General features: G+C 41.6%; 2 protein-coding genes. Both read left to right on the top strand.

Annotation, left to right across the window (positions count from 1 at the left end):
- Nucleotides 1-148 precede the first annotated feature (148 nt).
- Nucleotides 149-742: a tyrosine-type recombinase/integrase gene (locus tag L5M10_RS23845; RefSeq protein WP_012588474.1), complete on the top strand. Its 594-nt coding sequence runs from the start codon at nt 149-151 to the stop codon at nt 740-742.
- Between the two features lie 164 nt (nt 743-906).
- The coding region (locus tag L5M10_RS23840) for a helix-turn-helix domain-containing protein (RefSeq protein WP_263256100.1) at nt 907-1,154 on the top strand (248 nt) is incomplete at its 3' end.

Here is a 1,154-nt window from a genome sequence, read left to right as displayed (position 1 = left end):
TGCCCCATTATCAGTTAGACCAAATACACTACAGTTTTGAGTTTCAAATCTGTCACAATTTCCTAAATTGCATATCTATTCAACTCATTGACCTCAATCTCAAGCTAAAATAAATAAGGACATTTCTAAAGTCATTTAGGGGTCAGTTATGTGGACGAAAAAAGGCCATCGAACTGGGCAGAAAAAGCCCTTTAAGCTCGAGGATATCTGGCGTATCCGCACTAGACTCGAAATCGAAGGTAATATCATGGAGCTAGCGTTACTTAATCTCGCTATTGATTGCAAGTTACGCTCGTGTGATTTACTCAGGATGAAAGTAAGGGATATTTCGTCAGGTGGTATTATCCAAAATCGTGTCCTTTATAGCCAAAGTAAAACGGGTAGAGAGGTACAATTTGAAATCACGTCACGCACGGCACAATCGTTAACCCAGTGGTTTATACACAGCCAATTAGCCATTTCAGACTATCTTTTCCCAAGTCCTCGAAAGTCGGGCAGACCAATGAGTTATAGCTGTTATTCAACAATCATTCGTCGTTGGGCATCACAACTTGGCTATGACTCTCACCTGTATGGAACTCACTCTATGCGAAGAACAAAAGCAACGTTGATCTATGCTCGAACAAAGAACATACGAGCCGTGCAGCTACTACTAGGCCATGTCAAGTTGGATAGTACCATTCGCTATCTAGGGGTAGAAATGGAAGATGCATTAAATATATCTGAAGATATAGAGTTTTGACGTTACCCGTAATAAGTCTAKATACATCGGTAGGTTGTAAGGTTAGGCATGAGCAAAATGGAGAACCCTGCGCTGCAAAATAGATAGAAAATCTTATTTATAAGGTTTATATTAAACRTRATTTTAATGACTTTATAAACCGAGCTATTGCTTGAGAGGATTCCATGTTTGCAGAACGCTTAGAACGAGCCCGTAAGGCTGCCGGGCTATCCATGAATGCATTAGCCAACGAGGTAGGACTGTCCGCTAACGCCATTAAAAAGTATGAACATGGCACGGCTATGCCTTCTTCTTCAAACCTACTAAAACTCGCGAAAGCGCTCGATGTGCGCACTGAGTACTTCTTTCGTCCAACGAAGGTGAAACTAGAGGGCGTAGAGTACCGCAAGCGTGCTAGTACACCAAAGAAAGT

It is taken from the genome of Shewanella sp. SM32, assembly GCF_025654235.1.
Classification (GTDB): Bacteria; Pseudomonadota; Gammaproteobacteria; order Enterobacterales; family Shewanellaceae; genus Shewanella; species Shewanella oncorhynchi.
This window is presented reverse-complemented; position numbering and strand designations above follow the sequence as displayed.